This window comes from Bradyrhizobium sp. NC92, from assembly GCF_025200865.1.
Classification (GTDB): Bacteria; Pseudomonadota; Alphaproteobacteria; order Rhizobiales; family Xanthobacteraceae; genus Bradyrhizobium.
Genome location: NZ_CP104171.1, coordinates 3,035,959 through 3,058,607, shown reverse-complemented (window position 1 = coordinate 3,058,607; position 22,649 = coordinate 3,035,959). Strand labels below are relative to the sequence as shown.

18 protein-coding genes and 1 pseudogene are annotated in these 22,649 nt (G+C 63.9%); 3 read left to right on the top strand and 16 right to left on the bottom strand.

Going from position 1 to position 22,649, the window contains the following annotated elements:
* Window positions 1-45 precede the first annotated feature (45 nt).
* A complete protein-coding gene (gene styA, locus N2602_RS14225) occupies window positions 46-1,296 on the bottom strand; it encodes a styrene monooxygenase subunit StyA (protein WP_260383009.1) in 1,251 nt (416 codons plus the stop codon).
* 93 nt (window positions 1,297-1,389) lie between these two features.
* Here styA and N2602_RS14220 point away from each other — a divergent pair, with 93 nt between their 5' ends.
* Window positions 1,390-2,286, top strand: coding sequence for a LysR family transcriptional regulator (locus N2602_RS14220; RefSeq protein ID WP_260383008.1), 897 nt, complete (start codon window positions 1,390-1,392; stop codon window positions 2,284-2,286).
* Window positions 2,287-2,436: 150 nt separating this feature from the next.
* Here N2602_RS14220 and N2602_RS14215 read toward each other — a convergent pair whose 3' ends face one another.
* The 3 genes from N2602_RS14215 to N2602_RS38920 all read right to left on the bottom strand — a co-directional run bounded on the left by N2602_RS14215 (window position 2,437) and on the right by N2602_RS38920 (window position 5,395).
* Window positions 2,437-3,417 (bottom strand): ABC transporter substrate-binding protein, encoded by a 981-nt coding sequence (locus N2602_RS14215; RefSeq protein WP_172784349.1) that lies wholly within the window; start codon window positions 3,415-3,417, stop codon window positions 2,437-2,439.
* Window positions 3,418-3,642: 225 nt separating this feature from the next.
* Window positions 3,643-4,596 (bottom strand): ABC transporter substrate-binding protein, encoded by a 954-nt coding sequence (locus N2602_RS14210; RefSeq protein WP_260383654.1) that lies wholly within the window; start codon window positions 4,594-4,596, stop codon window positions 3,643-3,645.
* 268 nt (window positions 4,597-4,864) lie between these two features.
* Window positions 4,865-5,395, bottom strand: a complete 531-nt coding sequence (locus tag N2602_RS38920) for a hypothetical protein (protein WP_373569524.1) — start codon at window positions 5,393-5,395, stop codon at window positions 4,865-4,867.
* 288 nt (window positions 5,396-5,683) lie between these two features.
* On the opposite strand from N2602_RS38920, the gene N2602_RS14200 reads away from it, so the two are divergent.
* Window positions 5,684-5,872: a hypothetical protein gene (locus N2602_RS14200; protein WP_172784347.1), complete on the top strand. Its 189-nt coding sequence runs from the start codon at window positions 5,684-5,686 to the stop codon at window positions 5,870-5,872.
* A gap of 746 nt (window positions 5,873-6,618) precedes the next feature.
* On the opposite strand, the gene N2602_RS14195 is transcribed toward N2602_RS14200, so the two are convergent.
* From N2602_RS14195 to N2602_RS14150, 9 genes and pseudogenes are all read right to left on the bottom strand, one after another.
* On the bottom strand, window positions 6,619-8,064 hold the full coding sequence (locus tag N2602_RS14195; RefSeq protein ID WP_260379597.1) for an IS1182 family transposase: 1,446 nt from the start codon (window positions 8,062-8,064) through the stop codon (window positions 6,619-6,621).
* Between the two features lie 185 nt (window positions 8,065-8,249).
* Window positions 8,250-9,242, bottom strand: a complete 993-nt coding sequence (locus tag N2602_RS14190; RefSeq protein ID WP_260383653.1) for a nitronate monooxygenase family protein — start codon at window positions 9,240-9,242, stop codon at window positions 8,250-8,252.
* A 189-nt stretch (window positions 9,243-9,431) separates the two neighbouring features.
* A pseudogene (locus N2602_RS14185) lies at window positions 9,432-10,984 on the bottom strand (amidase family protein).
* A gap of 335 nt (window positions 10,985-11,319) precedes the next feature.
* The gene (locus N2602_RS14175) at window positions 11,320-12,816 is read right to left on the bottom strand and encodes an ABC transporter substrate-binding protein (protein ID WP_260383005.1); all 1,497 of its coding nucleotides are present in this window, start codon (window positions 12,814-12,816) and stop codon (window positions 11,320-11,322) included.
* A gap of 56 nt (window positions 12,817-12,872) precedes the next feature.
* Window positions 12,873-13,877: an ABC transporter ATP-binding protein gene (locus N2602_RS14170; RefSeq protein WP_172784341.1), complete on the bottom strand. Its 1,005-nt coding sequence runs from the start codon at window positions 13,875-13,877 to the stop codon at window positions 12,873-12,875.
* A complete protein-coding gene (locus N2602_RS14165; RefSeq protein WP_260383004.1) occupies window positions 13,874-14,887 on the bottom strand; it encodes an ABC transporter ATP-binding protein in 1,014 nt (337 codons plus the stop codon). Before N2602_RS14165 ends, N2602_RS14170 begins: the two co-directional genes overlap by 4 nt.
* 2 nt (window positions 14,888-14,889) lie before the next feature.
* Window positions 14,890-15,777 carry an ABC transporter permease gene (locus N2602_RS14160; protein WP_260383003.1) on the bottom strand — a complete coding sequence of 296 codons (888 nt, stop codon included), beginning with the start codon at window positions 15,775-15,777 and terminating at the stop codon, window positions 14,890-14,892.
* Window positions 15,774-16,724, bottom strand: a complete 951-nt coding sequence (locus tag N2602_RS14155; protein WP_172784338.1) for an ABC transporter permease — start codon at window positions 16,722-16,724, stop codon at window positions 15,774-15,776. Before N2602_RS14155 ends, N2602_RS14160 begins: the two co-directional genes overlap by 4 nt.
* 84 nt (window positions 16,725-16,808) lie before the next feature.
* Window positions 16,809-18,230 (bottom strand): amidase, encoded by a 1,422-nt coding sequence (locus N2602_RS14150; RefSeq protein WP_260383002.1) that lies wholly within the window; start codon window positions 18,228-18,230, stop codon window positions 16,809-16,811.
* A 124-nt stretch (window positions 18,231-18,354) separates the two neighbouring features.
* Between N2602_RS14150 and N2602_RS14145 the strand changes: the two genes are divergently transcribed.
* The gene (locus N2602_RS14145) at window positions 18,355-19,242 is read left to right on the top strand and encodes a LysR family transcriptional regulator (RefSeq protein WP_260383001.1); all 888 of its coding nucleotides are present in this window, start codon (window positions 18,355-18,357) and stop codon (window positions 19,240-19,242) included.
* Window positions 19,243-19,248: 6 nt separating this feature from the next.
* On the opposite strand, the gene N2602_RS14140 is transcribed toward N2602_RS14145, so the two are convergent.
* Genes N2602_RS14140 through N2602_RS14130 form a run of 3 tightly spaced genes read right to left on the bottom strand, consistent with a single transcriptional unit; the run spans window position 19,249 to window position 22,649 of the window.
* Complete coding sequence (locus tag N2602_RS14140; protein ID WP_260383000.1) at window positions 19,249-20,184, bottom strand: carbohydrate kinase; 936 nt, start codon at window positions 20,182-20,184, stop codon at window positions 19,249-19,251.
* Window positions 20,185-20,189: 5 nt separating this feature from the next.
* Window positions 20,190-21,836, bottom strand: coding sequence for an FGGY-family carbohydrate kinase (locus N2602_RS14135; protein WP_260382999.1), 1,647 nt, complete (start codon window positions 21,834-21,836; stop codon window positions 20,190-20,192).
* A gap of 39 nt (window positions 21,837-21,875) precedes the next feature.
* The gene (locus N2602_RS14130) at window positions 21,876-22,649 is read right to left on the bottom strand and encodes an SDR family NAD(P)-dependent oxidoreductase (RefSeq protein WP_172784334.1); all 774 of its coding nucleotides are present in this window, start codon (window positions 22,647-22,649) and stop codon (window positions 21,876-21,878) included.

The following is a 22,649-nucleotide window of genomic DNA, read 5'->3' as shown; positions in this document are numbered from 1 at the left end:
GCCAACCGCCTGGGAGCGGAACTGATTTCGCACGGCGGTTCGGCGTCAGGCGGCGATCTTGCCGCGGCTTTCGATCCAGGCGTGGATGCGCTTGTCGCTCGCCAGACGATCCCACTGGCGCTCCGGATAATTGAAGTTCTCGGTGAACTCGTCGCAAAGCTCCCGGTCCTGCGACATGGCGAAAATCAGCCGGCCCATGGCCTCTGACGGCGGCTGCAGCATCATGTTGGTCCAGCGGGCAGCGGCAAGCACGCGGTTCTCGCGTGCGCGGTCGACGTCCTCGACGAAGCGCGCATCGAATGCCACCGCCTCGACGATCGCTTTGCCGAGTTCGAAGGCCGCATATGAGGCCATGTTGGCGCCCTGGCCCATCAAGGGATCGACGACGGAGTGAACGTCGCCCAAGGCAATCGCAAGCTTGTCGCCGTCGAAAGCCACCCAGGACTGCCGCACCGTCGGCACCACCGCGCCTTGCAGCAGGTCGAGCGGCTGGGCCAGCCCGAAGCGGTGCGTGTCGATCCGGTCGTAGGTGTGCGGATGATGCTTTTCCAGCTTGTCCAGAAGGGTCTGGCGGAATGCTGCCGGGTTGGCATCGTAGCTGAGCGAGACCAGGTCGGCCATGTCGCCGCCGGGAATGTTTTCCATCAACAGCGCCGTTTTCATGCCGCCGAAGGTCAGCGTGGGAATGACGATCATCTCGCCATGGCCGGGCGAGACGGACAGTGTGACGCCGCGCGGATCGTCGCCATCCGGGCTGCCGTGATCGACGCCGTCGTACAGGCCGACACAAAGCAGGCGCTGTGGCCGACTGTACGGAGAGAGTTCGGGCCGGTGAGCGAACATGCGCCCGAGGGCGCCTTTGCCGGTGGAGACGACGAGAAGGTCGAAGCGCGAGACCAGCGCGGGGATGTCGTCATCCTGAATGCTGGCATATTCGATCCGACCTCCACGATCCTCGAAGTCCTTCATCAGTGCCGGCAAGTAGATCCGATAATCCACCGCGCGGCTCGGCCGCCGAAATGCACCGCGGAACAGGAGCCCACCGTCCGGGAAATTGAAGTAATGATCGTGGTGGTGATAGACCAATTGGGGATCGTCCCAGTGGTTCACGCCGAGTTCGTTCTCGCGCGCGATGGTGACGCTGTGATGCGCGACGGTGTTCATCAGCCGTGTCGCCGCATACTGCTCCGGGGCGCGGTCCGTCAGCACGGTTGCCGCGATGCCCTGCTTCTGCAGGTAGAGTGCCAGATGCAGGCCGCCGATGCCGGCCCCGAGAATGCCGATCGATTTGCTCATTCGCCTTCCTCCCCTGAACGCAGGAAAGCTAGACCGGACCAGCCATGCCGTATATGGAATGGTGAGAATATTATAAATTCCGGCGAGGAATGAATGGACCGGATCGAGGCGCTGCAGACCTTCATCCGAGTCATGGAGGCAGGCAGTTTCACCCAGGCCGCCGAGGATCTCGGTCTGGGGCAGCCGGCGATCAGCAAGCGGATCGCGCTGCTGGAAGCCGAGTTTCGCTGCCGGCTGTTCGTGCGCACCACGCGCAAGGTGCGGCCGACCCCGGAAGCCGACCGCGTGTTGAAGTACGCCAAGGACATCGTCGCGCTGCTGGAGAGCGCCGGCGCTCCGACGCAGAGCCGGATCGGCAATCCGTCAGGGACGTTGCGGATGACGGTGCCGACGTCGTTCGGCCGCTTCTTCTTCCGTGAGATCTTCGCCGAATACACCCGCCGCTATCCCGATGTCCGGCTGGACGTCAGTTTTACGGAACAGTTTGTCGACCTCATCGAAACCGGGACCGAGCTTGCGATACGGATCGGCAGCCTCAATTCGAGTTCGTTGGTGGCGCGGCGGGTGGGCACCATCAAACGCCGGCTGGTGGCGGCGCCCGCGCTGCTCGCGCGTCATCAGGTGCCCTCGCTGCCGGATCAACTGCGCCGCATGCCCTGCGTCACCTACTCGCGCCTGTCGCAGAAGAATCAGTGGACGTTCGAATCCGAAACCGGCCGTTACGTCGTGGATATCGCGCCGGCGATGACCTGCGACGATGCGGACGTGATGACGTTGGCTGCATTGGAGGGGATCGGCGTCGCCGTGCTGCCGAACTGGTGTACCGTCGAGCACATCGCGGCCGGCCGTCTCGTCCATGTGCTGCCCGACTTCGTCGTGCCGCCGCTGCCCATGCATGTCGTCTATCCCGACCCGCAATGGATGTCACACCGGGCGCGACTGTTCCGCGATCTGATCATCGAACGTGCGGACGTCTTTGCACTCGGATGATCGCTTTCGGCACCCACAGAAACTGGCTCATTCGATTTGCCCAGCGGTCGGGCGCTTCCGGTTTACCCCGGTTTCCGGACAACTCGTCGCTACGCCCTAACGGAAGCGATGGGCCATGAACGGACTCATGCACCGCAGCAAACAACAGCTCTATTCGATCACTTCATCGGCGCGGGCAAGCATCGACGGCAGCAAAGCTAGGCCGAGGGCCTTGGCGGTCCTCAAGTTTACGACGAAGTCGAACTTGGCCGGCTGCTCCACCGGAAGATTAGCGGGTTTTGCTCCACGCAAAATCCTGTCGACGTATTCGGCAGCGCGGCGATACAAATCCGTAAAATTCGGCCCATAAGACATGAGGCCACCCGCTTCGACGTGCTCTCTGGCGTTGTAGATTGTTGGCAGTCGCGCTCCCATTGCTAAAGTCTGGATCTGATCGCGGTGGGTATTCACAAGCGGATCGGCAACTATATACAATGCCGCTGCACCACCTTTTAGCGCCTCGAAGGCAGACGGGATGTCCTCTGCTTGACGAATTGTGAGGATGTCGGTCTCAAGACCAAGCCTCGCCGCCGCCGCTTGCACCTCACTAAGCTCCAGTGCAGACAAGGAATTGCCAATGTTCCCAATAGCTGCCAAACGCCGAAGACTTGGAATGGCCTCGCGCAAAAGTTCTAGGCGCTTGCCGGCAAGATCGGTTGCTACCGTCGAGAGGCCCGTGACGTTGCCGCCGGGTTTCGCCAAACTCGCAACCAGTTTGTTTGCAACTGGGTCTCCCGCCACCGCGAACACGATCGGAATAACCGAGGTTGCCTGCATCGCCGCGATAACGTTTGCGGTCCCCGAGGTTACAATGACATCGACTCTAAGCCGAACGAAATCCGTCGCAAATTTAGCGAAGCGTTCACTGTTTCCTTCGCCCCACGCATACTCAATCACGACGGTTCGCCCCTCGATCCATCCGAGTTCACTCAGTCGCTTCAAGAATGCAGCAAGCCGTTGGCGCTCGACCGAAGGGGTGCTCTGACCCAAGAACCCGATGGTTGGCAATCGAGGGGATTGCTGCGCGCGGCCCGTTACCGGCCGCACGGCCACCAGACCAGCAAGAGCACCAAGCAAATCCCGGCGCCTCATACCTACCTCAACCGCAGACGACGGCATCATATGACTGAGGCCAGCGTTTTGGTAGGGATGAAACCGGCTTCGCCGCGGTCCGATGTCCGAGTTGGGTCAAAGTGCGAAGAACTCAAACGTGAGCAAATCTGGTCCGCTATGCCTCGGTGAGCGGACCTCCTGGCGAGGTGCCACCACTTCGCCGATGGGCCAACAGCGGACTCATGCGCTGCAGCAATTGCGCCCCTATTCGATCACCTCATCAGCGCGGGCAAGCAGCCCCGGCGGCACGGAGAGGCCGATCGCTTTCGCGGTCCTTAGGTTGATCATCAGTTCGAACTTTGTGGGCTGCTCCACCGGGAGGTCGGCGGGGCGTGCGCCTTTGAGAATGCGGTCGACATAGACCGCAGCACGCCCGATGAAATCGGACATGTTCACCCCATAGCTCATCAGGGTGCCGGCCTCAGTGAACTCCCGGAGGAAGGTTATGACCGGCAATCGCGCCGCTATCGCAAGTTCGGCGAGTTTGGCGCGATGGGGCGTGAAAGGAGATGTCATAATTGCAAGGCCATCCATGCGGGCCCGCGCCATCTCGGCAAACGCATGGTCAAACTCTTCAGGACCTCGCGCTTCGAACAATTGAAGGCGAATGTTCAACGAGTGCGCGGCGATCTGAAGCTCCTCCATCTGTAATGCAAGACCCACGTCGGCCGGGTTGCCAAGGACCGCAACTGCGGTGATGTGAGGGGCGGCCTGCTTCAGAATTTCCAGAAGTTTGCCGATAATTTCCATGCCTACCGAGGCGGTCGTCCCGGTGACGTTTCCACCGGGCTCGCTAAGGCTGGAAATGAGTCCCAGCTTCACGGGATCGGTCGGGAAAGTCATGACGATCGGAATTCGGCTGGTCGCGCTTTTTGCCGCCAAGACCGCTGAGGTGGCCGGTGCAACGATCAGGTCTACGTTGAGCGCCACCAGCTCCCTTGCAAGCTCGGGCAACCAGTCGATGTTTCCCTCAGCCCATCGATATTCAATGATGAAGTTCTCGCCTTCAACCCAACCCAGTTCGCGCAGCCTCCGCAAGAACGCCTGGAGCGGACGCTGGACTGATTCCCGGGTGGGGGCGCTTAGATAGCCGATGCGAAAGACCTTCTTCTGTTGCGCAAGGCCGGTCGCCGGCAAGGCCACCGCGGCTCCCAACACCAGGATCAACTCCCGCCGCCTCATTGAGCCCCCGCTAGGAACCACATCATCGGCGCCTGCAGCCTACCACCTTGTGGCAAGACGGCGAGCAAGAATGGGCAAACAACCGGCTCTAGATCCTGCTAGCGAATGTCCGCATTGTTCACAAGCGGGTATCGCCGCGCTCCCCGACCTTGGTCGGGTTTCGGCCGAACAGCCGACATTCCGATTCTTGAGATAGAAGTCAGCTAGCGGCCAACAGCGGAAGTGCTGGTGGAATGACCCGCCGTCAGCGCGACCTCTCAATGTCGGCTTCAGTCTCGATACTACTTCCACATGCGACGCAAAGAAAGACGTGACGCATTGTCGGACCATCTTTCACCAATTGGGAGCGGGACCACTTCATGATAGTCCCGCACCCAGAGCACATTGGAGGTCTCATTCCGCTGGAATAGGCATCCGAACTTGCGATATCTTCTAGACCTTGTGCGACCGAGCTATAGCTCTTGGCGATATGTTGTAATGTTTCGCGCCTAGACTCATTGCCGACTTGATCGGCCATCTGTAAAGCTTCGGCGGCCTTGTCCCGAAAGCGCTTGGCGTTTTCCAAACCAGTACGCGCCTTCTGACGGAGTTTGCCGGGCGAGGTCAACCACTCGCTCATATGCGAACCGGTTTCGGCCTGGCGGGCCTTCCGCGGAAGTTGCTCGCGCTCGGGGCCGCGCGGCAGAGACTTCGCCTCGTCGCGCAGCCGATTGGCTTCCTGACGAAGCCGTTCTTCGAGAGAATGGCTCTGCTTGAAGCGACGGCGCTCTATCATGGCGCTGCTCCATTGGTAAGTTAAGCGGAGCGCAACTGGCGTTCACACACACCGATAGTGGTCTCGGACCACTCAGTGATGGAACAAAGTGGAGCTAGGAAGAAGACAAGGCAAACGGTTTATTTCGTTCCGCACACGGAACTATCCAGGAACTACTCAAAAGCAGCCGAATTGGCCAATACCCACATTCGCTTTAGGAACGGCCAACCCGGCGGCTCATTGAAGATTGAGGGACGTCAGTGCCGCGACACGCTGGCGCAAGCACGTTAGTGCCGCAAGGCTACAGCCATGCACGACATGCAAACCCACCTAGAAAAACTCCTCACCGAAGCGGAGGAGTGCGCGCTTATCAGCAGACGCCACGCAGCCGACCAGTCGAAGAAGGAGTTGTTTGCTGATCTCTCCTCGAACCTATTGGGGCTCGCCACCAAGTTGGAACGCGCCATCCAAGAGCGTCAGGACTGGTCTAACAGGTAGGTGCATCGGCGAGCCTTGCCTGCGTCTCGCACCTGGCGCTCAGAGAGTAGGTCTAATCGCGACAGGCGATCAGTAGTCAATGATCAGGTTCTTCCCTTCAATCCGGCCATGATCGCGCAAGCTTCCCTGCCACACGTTTGAACAGCGGCAACTACAAGGTCGCACCATCAAGATAGCCAATCCGGCGAGCGGCCCCTCTGCCCACCGACGCGCGGCGAGACAAGCAGTGCCGCACTAGTTGCCGGAGTTCCTAACTGGCTGCTCTGCTACGTCTCGCAGGGTGCGGACCTGCTCCGCCCGGCGCGCGAGCTCCTCATAGGTCTTAGCGACGTTACGCAAGCTTTTCCTTGTCTCAGGATGCTCGCAGTTGTCCGCCTTCGCCCGAAACTCCTCCGCTCGCATCTCCCAGTAGTGAGGCGAGTGCATACGCTCGATACCCATGACGCCAAATTTCCTGAATTGGTCGTTCATGCTGATTAATGTACGTTCAGTCCAAGTGTTCCGCTCCTACCCAGGGAACGGTTAGGTCGCTTCCTCAGCCTAGTGAGCAAAAGCGATAAGGATCACGCCGGAGAGCCGGCCTGGGTCAGCTTCGGGTCTTGGCTGTGTGCAAACGGATGGTCGGCACGCGGCCGTGGGTCGCCAATCATTGCAGGCGGCCGATGTTCTCGCGTCGGATCGTCCAATGACCGGCCAAAGTAGGTATCGCGACGCGGTATTGCGCTTTTGGACGCACTTTCCGGGCTTCAGGCGGCGCGGATGGCTGCAATCAGGCGCGGTTTGCCGACGATGTTCATCACCCGTGTGAGGTTATAGGCGAGAACATGCAGCGCCATTTCGGCGGCGACGTTCCGTAGGCGCTTCATCAGGAAGTGGGTCGCCCCCATACGGGCCTTGATCGTGCCGAAGGGATGCTCGACCGTCTCGCGCCGCCTCCGCATGGCGTCGGGGTCGGAATCGAGCCTTCTCTGGACCTCCTCGACCACATGCTCATGCTCCCAGCGTGTGATGCGGCGCTCCTTGGACGGCGTACATTGGCTCTTGATTGCGCAGCCTTGGCACGCTGCTGTCGACCAGTAACGGCGCAGCGTCATTCCATGCTCGATGTTGGTATAGCGATAGGGCAGCACCTGGCCGGACGGGCAGCGGTAGACGTCCTCGTCAGGTAGATAGGCGAAGTCCTGTTTGCCGAACCGACCCTCCGCCTTGGCGTTCGACGTCATGGGCTTGGGCAGCGTGACTGCAACGCCAGCCTCTTTGCAGGCCAATATCTCCTCTCCGTCGAAGTAGCCACGGTCGGCGACCGCCTCGAGTTTGTCCACTTCGAGCACTTCTTTGGCTTGCTTCGACATCCGAGCAAGCTGCCCACGGTCATTGCCGACGTTTATGACCTCATGCGTAACAATCAGATGGTGTTCGGTGTCCACCGCGACCTGGACATTGTAGCCGACGACACCCGATCCGCGTCCACTGGTGGCCATCGAACGGGCATCCGGATCGGTCAGCGATATCTGTTGATCCGGCGTCTTGCGCATCTGCGCATCGAGCACTTCCAGGCGGCCCATCTCCTGCTTCAGTCGAGCGATCTTTTCCTTAATCCTCGTTGTCTTGATGCTGATCGCTTCCGATGGCTCCTGCCGATCGGCGCTATCCAGTTGACGCAGATATCGCCCGACGCTTTCCTCGATCTGCGCCATCCGCCTCGCCATCTTGGCATGTGTGAAGTTGCGATCGCGGTTGTTCACTGCCTTGAACTTGCTGCCATCGATTGCGACGCTTGGGGTCTGCAACAGGCCCATTTGCCGGCATAGCGCAACGAACTTCGCACAAACCTTCCGAAGCGCCGCACCATTGTCCTTCCGGAAATCGGCGATCGTCTTATGATCGGGAGCCAGGCGGCCGATCAGCCACATCACCTCGATATTGCGGCACGCCTCACGTTCCAGGCGGCGACTGGATTGCACCCGATTGAGATAACCGTAGATGTAAAGCTTCAGAAGGACTGCCGGATGATAGGAAGGCCGGCCCGTCTCCTTGGCGATCACACGCTCAAATCCCATTCCATGCAGGTCGAGCGCCTCGACAAACACGTCGATCACATGGACCGCGTTGCCCTCGTCTACCCAATCCTCCAGACATTCCGGCAAGAGCGTCAGCTGGGATCTGTCCGCGCCTTCAACGAAGCGTCCCATCCGTATCCCCCCATTAGGAAACGGAGGAATCGTAACCGACTCGCGGCTTTTCACACAGCCAGGGTCACAAGCGGCGGTCGGGCAAGCTCTAGCCCGCGTCCGCTCTGGCTCCCTTAGCCGACATAGCAAATGCCTCAGCCCGGTTCGGCTAAGGGCTAGAAGCGGACATGGCAATTCACTGAAGCTTAACGGGCGTTGCTTAGCCGACCTAAGATAGCCTGAGCTTCGTCAAAAATCTCCTGCACGATCTCCGCTGCAGGCTGTGTCTTATGGACGAGCGCAACGCTCTGCCCGGCCCAGAGCGATAGTGCATCGATGTCACCCTCGGCATCGGCTGCTGGTGTATAGGATCGATAACGGACGATTGGGCCACGAGATTTCGAGGTGGCGACGACCTCGCCCTCACCCGGCCGCTTTCCCGAAACTGGACGCCCGGCCGCTTCCCAAGCCGCGACAGTGCTGTTGCGCAATACACGGTGAGGAGCCTTTGGCCATCCGATGTCAAATAGCTCTTCGAGATAAACGGTATCGTCTTCTGTTGCTCGAAATAATCGCTCGCGATAATGGGGATGAATTTCCACTTCAGTGCTCGCGAGGAAACGGGTCCCGATCCAGACCCCCGAAGCGCCGAGCGCCAAGGCAGCGGCAAGTCCACGACCATCCGCAATGCCTCCCGCGGCTATGACTGGGACACGGCCAACAGCATCGACCACTGCGGGTACAAGTGCCATCGTCGCGACCTTCCCACGCACATGGCCACCTGCCTCCCATCCTTGTGCAACGACGATGTCAACCCCGCATTCTACTGCTCGGCGCGCGTCTTCGGCGGTGCCAACCGTATGAAGTACGACAGCGCCGCCCGCCTTCGCACGGGCCACAAGCGCCGAGGGTTCGCGCCAGAAGAAGGAGATAATCGGCACGCGCTCCTGCAGGCAAGCGTCAAGGCGCTCTCCTTGCGCGAACTCTAGGTTTAAATTGACGGCGAATGGCTTGCTTGTAAGGGCTTGAGTTTCGCGAATTTGCCGACGCAACGTTTCTATGTCCGCTCCCCATAAAGCCAAGGTGCCCAGCCCACCGGCATTGCTCACTGCTGCAGCCAGAGCGGGACCGACCGCTCCGCCCATTGGGGCTTGAATGATAGGAAGTTCGATCCCAAGACGCGTGCACGCTGCCGACATCACGAGTGTGGTCCTCCAGTTTCAGAGCACAGCAAATCAAAGCATGAAGGGCCGCCCGCCGACTAGGGCTGGCTTCCGCTTCAGGTCACAAAGCGCCCTCCCCAGGGCAGGACGGCGCGTCCGCTGCATCTGCGAGAACAGACAGCGGATTTGTCAGCACATGCCAGAGCGGCGCACCCACAGTGCACTCTAAAGCGCCGGCAGGCCGGGCGGCGGCTTGCGCTTGGCGGAGGCCTGTTCAAAGGCGTAGGCCAAGCGCAGCAGCTTGTGCTCGCTCCAGGCGCGGCCTGCGAAGGTGACGCCGAACGGATAGTCGGGCGTATCCTTGCCGTCATCTGTCCCCGAAACGAACCCGCCCGGCACCATGACGCTGGGATAACCCGCCTTGGCGGCAATTGCGGCGCCGTATGCGCCGGCGAACAGGACGGCGTCGAGCTTGTGTCGGCTCATATAGGCATCCATGCCGCGCGTCTTGGCCGAGAGCAGGTCCATGGCGCGTGCGGATTTGTACTCGCGCTCGCTGAGATCGCCCCTGGTCATCTCCGCGGCGAGAAAGTGGTCCTGGCCGAAACGCAGCGCCCTGTGCGCGTTCGCCTCGTTGAAGGCGACGATGTCGGTCATGGTCTTGATGCCGGTGTTGGTCGCCCACTCCTTCAGATACAGATTGAGGTCGTGCTTCATTTCGTAGAGGAAGACGACCGGCGGTCGGGCGATCGTGCCTTTGTGGGCGCTCAGCGGATTGCGGTTGAGCACGGCCATGGTCGTGCCGGGCCCGCCGATCCAGCCGGGCGTCGGCATGCTGGCACGCACGATGACGGCGCCGAGATCCTCCAGCACCTGGATCGCTTCGGCCATCAGCTTGACCCTGTTGGGCAGCAGCTTGCCGTAAAAGCAATCGTTCAGGGGATCGGCGGGGTCGCTCGGCACGCCGATGCGCGCGCCTTTCATGGCGTCGGCGGCAAGGCCGTCCGCGTAATCGTCCGGCCGCCGCTGCTTCTGCGTCGCGGGATCGAGCGGGTCTTTGGCCGCCAGCACGTTCAGCAGCAGCGCCGCGTCGCGCACGGTCCGCGTCATCGGCCCGGCGGTATCCTGGCTGTGCGCGATCGGCACGATGCCGGATCGGCTGATCAGCCCGACGGTCGGCTTCACGGTGACGAGGCCGTTCTGGCTGGCGGGAAACAGCAGCGAGCCCGAGGTCTCCGTGCCGATCGAGGCCGCGCACAGACCTGCCGCCACCGCGACCGCCGAACCCGCGCTCGAGCCTCCCGGGGACACGACGGGGATGCCGTGATCGTCGGCCAGCGCCGGCGCATAGGGGTTCTTCACCTGACCGCCCAGCGACGAATAGCCGGCGGGCATGTCGACCGCGATCATGTTGGAAAATTCGGTCAGGTTCGCCTTGCCGAGGATCACCGCACCGGCCTCGCGCAGCAGCTTGACGAGCGTCGCATCATCCGCGCACGCGCGCCTTCCAGCGCCAGCGCGCCCACCGTGGTCGGCTGCGCGTCGCCGGTCGCGATGTTGTCCTTCACCAGGATCGGGATGCCGGCCAGCGGCCGCTTGGCCGACGGCTTGACGCCGTCGAGTCTGCCTGCGATCGCGAGCGCGTCGGGATTGAGCGCGCGTACCGCGTTGAGCTTGGGCCCGCCGCGGTCGTAGGCTTGGATGCGCGCGAGATAGGTTTTGACCAGCGCCGCGGCAGTGACATGCCCATCGGCCAAGGCATGAGCGATATCGCTCATCGACGCATGATCGAGCCTTGCATGATCAAGCTTTGGGGAGATCGGCGCCTCGGTGCGGACGGCCGCCGCGGCAATGCCGGCATCGCGGCGGGATGGCTTCTTCACGGCTGTCTCGCCTTGCGGCGCGTCCCTGACCACGAGACCGCGACGATGCCATCATGCCAGTGTTTTGCCCGACGGGTCAACTTTCAGGCGCACCGCCTCGATCGCACAGGCGCGACGTGCAAACCATTGAAACAACTGACCCCTGCTACTGTGCATGGGGTTGTTTTTCAGGTTTTTGTTTGGCGCTGTCCTCTCCAACGCGTGGAGAGGACACGGCAACGGACGCCGCCTTACTCCCAATACCACGTGGAGAAGTCGTTCTCGAACTGTGGGACGTCCTTCCAGACGCCCTTCAGCTTCTTGGCTGTGATGGTGATGAGCTGCGGCTGGTACAGGTAGGCGGAGACCGCGTCGGTGGCGAGCATGCGCTGGGCGTCGCCGAGCAGCTTTGCGCGGGCGGCCTCGTCCGGCGTCGAGACGATCTGCTTGTAGAGCGCGTTGAAGGCCTCGTTGTTGTAGCCGAGGTAGTAGTCCTGCTCCGTGACCTTGACGAGGTCGAACGGCTCGACGTGGCTGACGATGGTCAGATCGAAATTGTGCGGGCCATTGCCGGCGAACACCTGCGACAGCCATTGCGCCCACTCGACATTCTCGATCTTGGCGACGATGCCGACCTTGGCGAGCTGCGCCGCGGCGATCTCCCCGCCCTGCCGCGCATAGGACGGCGGTGGCAGCTTGAGCGACAATTCGAGCGGCGTGGTGACGCCGGCTTCAGCGAGCAGCTTCTTGGCTTTCTCCGGATCGTAGGGGTTGATGCCGGTGGTGTCGACATAGCCGAGCGCGCCCGGCACGTAGAAGCTGCCGATCGGCGTGCCGAAGCCGTCGACGGCGCCGTCGATCATGGCTTTGCGGTCGATCGCGGCAAGGATGGCGCGGCGGACGCGGACATCGTCGAGCGGCTTCTTGCGGTGGTTGATCGCAACGATGGTCTTGGCCCGGGAGCCGCCGACCTGGACGTTGAAGCGCGGATCGGCCTTGAACTGTGCCAAGGCGCGCGCCGCGGCGACGCGCGGGAATGCATCGACGTCGCCCGACAGCAGCGCCGCCACCTGCGCCGCCGGATCGGAGATGAAGCGGATCGTCACCTTGGACAGCTTGATCGCGGAGGCGTTGCGGTAGTCGGCCCATTTGTTCAGCGTGATCGAAGAGCCCTTGGCCCAGCCGCCAAGCTGGTACGGTCCGGTGCCGACCGGCTGCGTGACATTGGTACCCGCGCTCTTCGGCTCGACGATCGAGCCGCCCGCCTGGCCGAGCAGGAACGGCAGGTTCGGCTCGGAATATTTCACGGTGATCACGACGGTGTCGGCGTCGGGCGTCTCGACCTTCTCGAAGGCCTGGTACAGGCTCTTGTCCTTGTTGGTGCTGGTCGGCGCCGCGTTGCGCTCGAACGAGAACTTCACCGCCGCGGAATCGAACGCTTCGCCATTGTGGAATTTGACGCCCTTGCGCAGCTTGAACGTATAGGTCTTCAGATCGGGCGAAGCGGTCCAGCTCTCGGCCAGCAGCGGCGAGACCGAGCCGTCCTCGTTGATCTTGGTCAGGGTCTCGTAGATGTTGTAGAGCGTGACCTCGGCGATCGCGGCCGCGGCGGCGTTGGTGGGGTCGAGCCCCGGCGGCTCCAGCGCCATCGCCATGACGACGCTGTCCTTCTTGCTCTGCGCCAACACCGGCAAAGGCGCCGCGACGAGCGCAGCGGCAAAGGCGACGATCGATAGTTTCCTGAACATGCGCAAACTCCCCGGCCAATCCTGTTTCCAGCTTAACGCCAATCCTGCCCCGGACACTAACCTTCCATGGCCGCCTGCGGCAACGCCATCACGGCCTCGGCCTTGTGGCAGGCGGCAAGGTGTCCCTCGCCCACCTTGCGTAACGCAGGCGGAACCTCGCGGCAATGCTGGTCGGCAAGGGCGCAGCGCGCGGCATAGGGGCATCCGGCCGTCGCCGCCGATTGCGAGGCGATCGCCTGGGCCCCGCGCCGGCGCCGGCCACCCCCGGCACGCGCCCGCGGCACCGCATCCAGCAGCGCCCGCGTATAGGGATGGGCGCCGCGCTCGAACAAATCCTCCGGCCGCCCCTGCTCGACGATGCGGCCGAGATACATCACCGCGACCTCGTCGCAGAGATAGTCGACCACGGCGAGATCGTGGCTGATCAGGATGTAGCTTAGGCCGAACTGCTCCTGGAGGTCCTGCATCAGGTTCAGCACCTGGGCCTGCACCGATACGTCGAGCGCGGAGACCGGCTCGTCGGCGACGATCAGCTTCGGCTGGGTGATCAGCGCACGCGCAATGGCGATGCGCTGGCGCTGGCCGCCGGAGAATTCGTGCGGATATTTTTCCATGTCCGCATCGCGCAAGCCGACCTGGCGCAACACCGCTGCGACCCGGTCGCGGAACGTGGTGCGGACGGCACCTTCCAGCACGGTCAGCGGCTCGGCGACGATCCGCGCGATGGTCTGGCGCGGATCGAGCGAGCCATAGGGGTCCTGGAACACCATCTGGAAATCGCGCCGGGCGCGGCGCAGCTCGTCGGCCGGCAGGCGATTGAGATCACGCCCGAGCAGTGCGACCTGCCCTGACGTGGGCCGCTCCAGCGCCATCACGACGCGCGCGAAGGTGGACTTGCCGGAGCCGGACTCGCCGACGATGCCAAGGCTCTTGCCGGCCTGGACCTGCACGCTGACACCGTTGAGCGCGCGCACCTGCCCCGGCGGTCGGAACAGGCTCTCGCGCGGCAGCGTGTAGCGCTGTTCGAGATCCCGGACGTCGAGAAGCGGCGCGGTGCTCATGCGGTCAGCGCTCCGACGCGTTCGGCCATCGACACGTCCGTTCGGATGCAGCGCGCAAAATGGCCGGGTCCGACACCCACCATCGGCGGCAGCGCGGCGCGGCACTGTTCGATCACGAGCGGACAGCGATCGGAGAAGGTGCAGCCGGACGGCAGATCGGCGAGTTCCGGCACCGTGCCCGAGATCGTCTTCAGCCGCGTCCCCTTGCGCGCGCCGAGCTTGGGCCGGGCACGGAACAGGCCCTGCGTGTAGGGATGGCCCATGCGACGGAAGACTTCGTTGGTCGGCCCGCTCTCGACGACGGTGCCGCCATACATCACCATCATGCGCTGGACGTTCTCGGCGATGACGCCGAGATCGTGCGAGATCAGGATCATCGACATGCCGCGCTCCTCGACGAGGTCGTCGATGAGATCCAGGATCTGACCCTGGATGGTGACGTCGAGCGCGGTGGTCGGCTCGTCCGCGATCAACAGGTCCGGCTCGCAGGCAAGCGCCATCGCGATGGTGATGCGCTGACGCTGGCCGCCGGAGAACTGGTGCGGATAGGCATCGACACGACGTGCGGGGTCAGGCAGCCCGACGCGGTCGAGCAAGGCGATCGCCTCTTTGCGCGCCTGCGCCGCCGAATATTTCTTGTGACGCCGCAGCGGCTCGGCGACCTGGTTGCCGATCGTGTGCATCGGGTTGAGCGCAGTCATCGGCTCCTGGAAAATCATGCTGATGCGGTTGCCGCGCAGGCGGCAGTAATCGGCATCCGCAAGTCCGACGAGCTCGTCGCCGTCCAGCTTGATGCTGCCGGTGACGACGGCACTGTCCGGCAGCAGCCCCATCAACGACAACGCCGTGACCGACTTGCCGCAGCCGGACTCGCCGACGAGCCCAAGCGTCTCGCCGCGCTTCAGCGCAAAGCTGACACCGCGCACGGCCTGCGCCGGCCCACGGCTGGTGTTGAGGCGAACGCCGAGATTGTCGACTTCGATCAGCGGCATGTTGGAGCGCTCCGCCATCGTCATCGCTCCCGCGCCAGCCGGGGATCGAGCAGGTCGCGCAGTCCGTCGCCGAGCAGGTTGAGGCCGAGCACGGAGATTGCGATCGCAGCACCCGGATAGACCGCGAGCATCGGCGACTGGAACAGCAACGTCTGCGCATCGTTCAGCATCCGTCCCCAGGACGGCTGCGGCGGCTGCGTGCCGAGGCCGAGATAGGACAAAGCGGCCTCCGCGAGAATGGCGAGCGCGAACTGGATGGTAACCTGCACGATCAGGATCGACAGAATATTCGGCAGCACATGCTCGATGGTGATGCGGAAGCGCCCCTTGCCCGCCGCGCGTGCCGCAAGCACGAATTCGCGCGCCCAGATCGCATTGGCCGAGCCGCGCGTCAGCCGAGTCAACGTCGGGATCTGAAAGATGCCGATCGCGACGATCGAGGTCACCATGCCCGGCCCCACCACGGCGGCGAGCATGATCGCGGACAGCACAGCCGGAAAGGCGAAGGTGAAATCGGAGAAGCGCATGATGATCTCCTCCGTCCAGCCGCGCCGGGCCGAGGCGATCAGGCCCAGCGTGACGCCGAAGGTGAGACCGATGCTGACGGCGATGACACCGACCATGATGGTGGATCGGGCGCCGGCAAGCAGCAGCGAGACGATGTCGCGGCCGAAGGAATCGGTGCCGAGCCAATGCGCCGCCGAGGGCGGGCGGAGCTTTGCGGCGATATCGATCTCATAGGGCGACCACGGCGTCCATACCAGCGACACCAATGCCGAAGCCAGCACCAGAAGGCTGAGCGCGCCACCGAGGACGAAGCTGCGGTGGCGCAGCGCGCGGCGCCAGAACGTGCGCGCCGGCATCGGACGCGTTGCGACGGGCGCGTCGATGGTGATGGGCGCGCTCACAGGTCGTGCACCTTGATGCGGGGATCGATGAAGGCATAGAGCACATCGACCACGAAGTTGACGATCACGACCATCGCGGCGAGCAGCATCACGCAATTGCGCACCACGATCAGGTCGCGGTTGGCGATCGACTGGAAGATCAGGCGGCCGAGGCCCGGCAGGTAGAACACGTTCTCGATCACGATGGTGCCGGCGAGCAGATTGGCGAATTGCAGCCCCATCACCGTCATCACGGGGATCATGGCATTGCGCAGCACGTGGCTCCACAGCACCTCGCGCTTGCCGAGGCCCTTTGCGCGCGCGGTGCGGACGAAGTCTTCGCGCAGCACTTCGAGCACGGCCGAGCGCGTGACGCGCGCGAGGATCGCGGCCTGCACCACCGCGAGCGAGATCGCCGGCAGCAGCAGCGACTTGATCCCCGGCCAGATGCCGTCCTCCCAGCCGGCGAAGCCGCCTGCCGAGAGCCATTGCAGCCGCACCGAGAACAACAGCACCAGGAGAATCGCGAACCAGAAGTTCGGCAGCGCGATGCCAACTTGCGTCAGCGACATCACGCCGACGTCGCCGAGCTTGTTGTGATTGGCGGCGGTGTAGATGCCGGCGGAGAGCGCCAGCGTCACCGTGATCGTCATCGCCATGATCGCGAGCGGAATGGTCAGCACCAGCCGCTCCGCGATCAGGCTGGCGACCGGGGTGCCGTAGACGTAGGAATTGCCGAGATCGCCGACGAGGAGGCCCTTGATCCATTGCACGTAGCGAACGGCCAGCGGCTGGTCGAGCCCGAGCTTGACGGTGAGCGCGCGGACCGCGTCCGGCGAAGCGTCGGCACCCATCAGCATTTGCGCCGCGTTGCCGGGCAGCGCGTCGAGCACCAGGAAGATGATCAGCGATGCGCCGACCAGCGTCGCCAGCAGGGTCAACAGACGTCGGAGGACAAAGACGCTCATGCGCGCTCGGCTTCAGGGCTCACCAACGCCACGATCAACATGTCCGGACGCCTTAAGCAAGCTCTTTGCTGCACGCCCATCTCCTCAAGCCGGCCAGCGGGACAGAAGATCGCTTGACGCCTCGAACAGTGCGCTCACGCGCAGCAATTCCGCATCGGCCCGGAAACGGCCGACCAGCTGAAGCCCGATCGGCAGCCCGTCGCGGGCAAAACCCGAGGGAAGGCTGATCGCGGGATGGCCGGTCATGTTGAACGGCATGGTCCAGGGGAACCAATGCGGCCGGACGCTGTCGTAGTGCCTGCCATCGATCTCGATGCTGCCGAACAGGTCCTGCTTGATCGGCAACGCGGTGCGCGACAGGGTCGGCATCGCCAGGAGGTGACCGCGCGCAAGCAGCGATTGCACGCGGCGGAACAACGCGGTGCGCGCGAACATCGCCTCCTGATAATCGACGCCGCTGACTTCGCCGGCGAGCGCGAGCTGCTTGAGAAAAGCCTCGCTCAGCTCGCCCCCATGCTCGGCCGCAAGCTTGGCAAAGCGCGTGCGCCAGACGGTGTGGTTGATGGCGCGCCAGATCGGCTCGATGTCGAAGCCCTCGCCGGAGAATTCCTCGAGCTCGGCCCCTAATCCGGCCAGCCGGTCGAGGCTCGCCTTGAAACTGGCGGCGACTTCGGCGGAGACCGGACGGCCCGGCGGCGTCAGGCAGTACAGAATCCTTATCCCGCGCAAATCGCCGCGCGGTGCGGCGATGCCGATGAAGTCAGGCACGGGCACGCCGATCGACCAGGGATCGATAGGATCTTCGCCCGCCATCGCCTGCATCATCAACGCGGTGTCGGCGACGGTACGGGTGGTCGGCGTGACATAGGTCTGGTTGCCGAAGACGTCGAGGGCCTGGCTGTGCGGGATCACGCCGTTGCTCTGCTTCAGGCCCACCACGCCGTTGCAGGCCGCCGGAATGCGCGTCGAGCCGCCGCCGTCGGTAGCAATCGCCAGCGGAGCGATGCCGCTGGCGACAGCGACCGCCGCGCCACCGCTGGAGCCTCCGGAGGAACGGCAGGCGTCCCACGCATTGCGGGTCCGACCGAACAAAGGTGAATCGGTGAGGCACTTGCTGCCGAACTCAGGCGTCGTGGTCTTGCCGATCAGGATCGCGCCTGCGCTGCGCAACCGTGCGACGGCGACGGCATCCTCGGTCGGCACATTGTTCTTGTAGGGAACAGCGCCAAAGGTCGTCTTGACGCCCTTGGTGTTGACGATGTCCTTGACGGTGACGGGGATGCCGTGCAGCAGGCCGAGCGGTTCGCCCGCCATCACCTTGCGCTCGGCGTCGCGCGCCGCTGCGATCGCCTCGTCACCGCACAGAGTGATGAAGCAATTCAATTCGGGCTGGCGCGCCTCGGCGCGGGCAAGTACGGCGCGGGTGAGCTCGACCGGCGATATCCGCCTTGCCGCAATGAGACCGCGCAGCTCGGTTGCGGACAACAGACAGGGATCGCCGTTCATCGTCACATCTCGCTCCGAAGCGGGCCGCCATTGGCCCGAAGACATTGACAGCGAGAATGACAGTTTTGTTAACTCGCCGTCCAATACGATTTTTGTGGCCAACCCATACGCTCTCGGTATGCCAATGGATCTTCGCCGGCTCCGCTATTTCGTCGCCGTCGCCGAGGCGCGCAGCATCGGCAAGGCCGCCGAGCGGCTCCGGATGGCGCAGCCGCCGCTCTCGGTCCAGATCCGCAAGCTCGAGGCCGAGATCGGCGCGCCGCTGTTCCGCCGCGGCACCCGAGGCATGGATCTGACCGAGGCGGGCCAGGCGTTGCTGGCGCGCGCCAGCGAAGCGCTGGCGCTGGCGGCCGACGGCGCCGAAGCCGCGCGCGCGGTTGCTTCGGGACGGCGCGGCCGGTTGTCGGTGGGCTACATGTTCGTGCTGGCGAATGCGATGCTGCCGCGGCTCATCCCCGAACTGCGCCGCGCGGTTCCCGGCGTCGACCTCAGCTTCGCCGAACTCAGCGCCTCGACGCGCGAGGCCCGCGTGCTCGACCGCAGCGTCACGGTCGCGCTGTGCATGCCCGCAATCAATCATCCCGAGATCCAGGTGGCAAAGATCGGGGCACAGCCTTTCATGCTCGCCATGCCGATCCGCTCGCCCCTCGCCCGCTTGAGCTCCGTGCCGATGGCCCGGCTGCAGGGCTGTCCGCTGATCGCACTGCCGCATCCGGACCATGGACCCGCCTCCTCGGCGGTCGTCCCCTTGTTGCGTCGGCACCAAGTGGTGATGCCGATCGCCAGCCGGGTGGAGACGGTGCATTCGGCGATGAGCCTGGTCCTGGCCGGTGAAGGTCTCGCCATCCTGCCGGCCTGCGCACAGCTCGGCGCGCCACGCGGAGTCGTGTTCAGACCCCTGCGTGACGTCGCCGACTCCCTCGACGTTGCAGTCTGTTGGCGGCGGGACTCGCAAAGTCCGCTGATCGGAACCTTCCTGAAATGTGCCGAGAAGGCCGTCGCGCGGATGTGACGCGGACTACCAGCTCCAATGGATCTCGTGGCTCCAGGGCGGATCGGCACCCGGACGCGTGCAGGTCAGGCCGGCACAATTGGCCGCAAAGGACAGCGCACGGCGGAGCTCGTCCGCGCCGATGTCCTTCAATCGCGGCCGGGCGATGCGGCCCTGCTTGTACAGGGCGAACAGCAGCGCCGCCTGAAAGCTGTCGCCAGCGCCAATCGTGTCGGCCACCTCGACCTTGGGCGCAGCGACTTCAATCTGGCCTGCTCGCGCATGCCAGGCGATGGCGCCGTTGTTGCCGCGGGTGATGACGACAAGGCTCGTGCCCTGCGCCAGCAATGTGTTCGCGCGCTGCTGACAAGGCTCCTCGCCGAACAGATAGGCGAAATCGACGTCCGACATCTTGATGAGATCGGCGCTTCCGGCGAACTCGGCCATGCTAGCGAGATACGCGGGCTTGTCCTTGACGAGGTTCGGTCGGCAGTTCGGATCGAAGGAGATCGTGGTCGACGCCCGCGCGTCTGCAATCAGCGCCTTGGTCTCGGCCGCACCCAGGTCGTTGACCAGCGTGGTCGAGCCGATATGGACGGCCTCGATCGTATCGAACGGAATGGACCCGCGCCGGTACGTCCAGCTCCGCGTCGCAGTCTCGGCGTCGTAGAAGGCGTAGTGCGATTCGCCTGCGATAATACGGACAAAGGCGAGCGTGGTCTGGTGGTCGCTGCGGGTGGCGAGATCGAGCGCGACGTTCGATGCGGTGGCATGGTCGGCGATCATGCGCCCGAACAGGTCGGTCGAGATGCCGCCGACAAAGCCGGTCGGCGCACCCAGCCGCGCCATGCCGATCGCGACATTCAGGCAGGAGCCGCCGACCGCGGGCATCACGGCCTCGCGTCCGTCGACGTTTCGCGTCGGCACGAAATCGATCAGCGCATCGCCGCAGGCAATCAGCATGTCTTTCAACCTCTCGCGACACTGCTCATCGCCGCGCGGCTGCCGCGATCGACCTCGCGCAGCAGCTTGTAGACCTCGCGCTTGCGGGTGTGAAATGCGGCCATGTCGGGCGCGGTCGGCTCGCTCTTGCGCCCCAGCGCCGACATTTTTGCCATGGTCTCGCCGATCGAGGCATAGGCGCCGCCAGCGACCGCCCCGAGCATCGCGGCGCCCAGCAGGACCGGCTCTTTCGTTTGCGGCAACGCAACCGTGAGGCCGGTGGTATCCGCCATGATTTGGCGAACTAGCGGGCTGCGGCTGGCGCCGCCGCCCATGATCATGATGCTGGAGCGGACCCCATGCGCGGCAAACGCCTCGATCACCTCGGCGAGACCATAGGCAAGACCGCAGAGACCGGCAACGAACAGCCGTTCCATCGAGGCGATGTCGGTGTCGAGATCGAGGCCCGCGATCACCGCGCGCGTGTCAGGGTCGGCATAAGGCGAGCGATTGCCGATGAATTCCGGGAGCACGTGGACGTCGCGCGCCAGCAGCGCGGCGCCGCTGGCATCGCCGGCGCGCGCGATGATGCGGCGCTCGAGGAAATCGATGAGATCGAGGCCCTCACTGCGCGCCGCCGCGCTCGCCTCGCCATGGCCAGGATGCGACTTGAGGAGATGATCGATCGCAGCGCCCGCGGCGGACTGCCCGCCTTCGTTGAGCCAGAACTCCGGCACCATGCCGGAATAATAGGGGCCCCACACGCCCGGCACGAAGCACGGCTCCTTCGTCGTCGCCATGATGCAGGCCGACGTTCCCATGATGTAGGCGAGACGGTCGCTGACATCGCTCGCGCCCCCCGATCCGTCGCGGCCACCGATCGCGCCGATGCCGCCGGCATGGGCGTCGATCAGGGAGGCGCCGACCGGGATGCCCGGAGCGAGGCCGAGCTCGACTGCTGCTGCCGGCGTGAGCCCGGCGCCGAGGCGCGTACCGGGCGCAACGATCTCGGTGCCGATGCGCGCGTATTGTTCGGTGACGAAGTCCGACAGGCCAATGCGCTTGAAGAACGGCGCGCTCCAGCCGCCGCCGTCATGGGCGAGATAGTTCCATTTGCAGGTGACGGTGCAGGTCGAGCGCTGCAGCGCCCCGGTCGCGCGCCAGGTCAGATAGTCTGCCAGATCGAAGAAGTGACCGGCGGCATTGAAGCTCGCGCGCAGATGCCGCTTCAGCCAGAGCAGTTTCGGCATCTCCATCTCCGGCGAGATCGAGCCGCCGACATAGCGCAGCACGGCGTCCTCGGTCTCGTTGATCAGCCGCGCCTCGGCCGTGGCGCGGTGATCCATCCAGACGATGACGTTGCGCTGCGCCTCGCCGGACGCACTGACGGTGAGCGGCTCGCCTTGCGGATCGAGCACCACGAGGGAACAGGTGGCGTCGAAACCGATGCCGCCAATGCTGTCGGGGACGACGGCAGCTTCCGCCATCGCCGCCCGCACCGATTTGACACAGGCCTTCCAGATGTCTTCCGACGACTGCTCGACGATATCGCCGGCCTCGTGCCAGATCCTGATCGGATGCCGGGCCGTCGCGAGCAGTGTGCCGGCCTCGTCAAACACCCCTGCCCGCGTGCTCGTGGTCCCCACGTCGACGCCGATATACGCTCGCGGCATTGTCGCTCCCGGTCGCTTTCCGTCCGTTTTGACGTAAGCCTACCAGCAAGTGTAGCCGCCATCCACCAGCACGATGCTGCCGGTCATCAGGCTCGCGGCCTCGGATGAGAGGAACAGGACGACGGAGGCGATCTCCTCGACCTGCCCCATCCGCGCCATCGGGGTTCCACCGATCCAGGCGTCGTACATCTTCGGATTGCTCTTCACGAAGGCGTTGAGCGGCGTCTCGATATAGGTCGGGGCCACCGCGTTGACGCGGATGCCGCGCGCGCCCCATTCGGCGGCCAGCGACTTGGTCAGATGGTGCACCGCGGCCTTGGAGGCGTTGTAGAAGCACTGCTCCTGCGGCTTATTGACGATGAAGCCGCTCATCGAGCCGACATTGACGATGGCGCCGCTCTTCGCCTTGAGCATGTGCTTGCCGAACTCGCGGCAGCACCAGAAGGTGCCGTTGAGATTGACGTCGATGACGTTGAGCCAGTGCTCGTCGGTGACGGTCTCGGCCGGCGTCTCGCTGCGCGCGATGCCGGCATTGTTGACGAGGATGTCGACCTTGCCATGGCGGGCGACGAGATCATTTGCCACCTCGGCCACGCGTTTGGTGTCGGTGACGTCCATGATTGCGGTCTCGGTGTCATAGCCCTTCGCCTTCAGGCTGGCTTTTGCGCTATCGGCGACCTTGCCGTCGCGGTCGCCGATGATGACCTTCGCGCCGGCCTCCGCCAGCGCCTCCGCGCAGGCGAGGCCAATGCCCTGCCCGCCGCCGGTGATGAACGCGGTCTTGCCGCTCAGCCTGAACTTTTCCAGATACAT